Here is a 412-nt window from a genome sequence, read left to right as displayed (position 1 = left end):
CTTCCGGGTCCTGCGCCACCACGTATTCCTTGGCCACGAGGTTCATGCCGTCGCGCAGCGGCGTGACCAGGCCCACGGCGGCGGCGCGGCACAGGCCCGGCACGCGCTTGCGGGCCACCGTGCGGTGGATGTAGCGCACGGGCATCCAGTCCAGGTCGCCATGGTCGCCGTTGATGGCGCCGCACAGGCCTTCCAGCTCGTGCCGCAGGTCGGCATAGGCGTTCACGCTGTCGCGCGTGGGCGAGGCGATCATGATCAGCGTGGCGCTGTGCTGGTTCTCGGGATAGCGCGCGAGCAGTTCGCGGAAGGCGCGCACGCGCTGCGGGATGCCCTTGGAGTAGTCCAGCCGGTCGATGCCCATGAGCAGGCGGCGGCGCGAATATTCGTTCTTCATCGCCTCGTGCGTCTGCAC

General features: G+C 69.2%; 1 protein-coding gene. It reads right to left on the bottom strand.

What is annotated here, in order from left to right; genetic code table 11:
* Positions 1 to 394: trehalose-6-phosphate synthase (locus JZ791_RS47480; protein ID WP_216904010.1), on the bottom strand; the 394-nt coding region annotated here is incomplete at its 3' end.
* Positions 395 to 412 lie beyond the last annotated feature (18 nt).

The organism is Nocardia alni (genome assembly GCF_019038435.1).
In the GTDB taxonomy this organism is placed as follows: Bacteria; Actinomycetota; Actinomycetes; order Mycobacteriales; family Mycobacteriaceae; genus Nocardia; species Nocardia alni.
The sequence above is the reverse complement of the archived record's forward strand: the minus strand, read 5'-3'. Positions and strand labels throughout refer to the sequence as shown.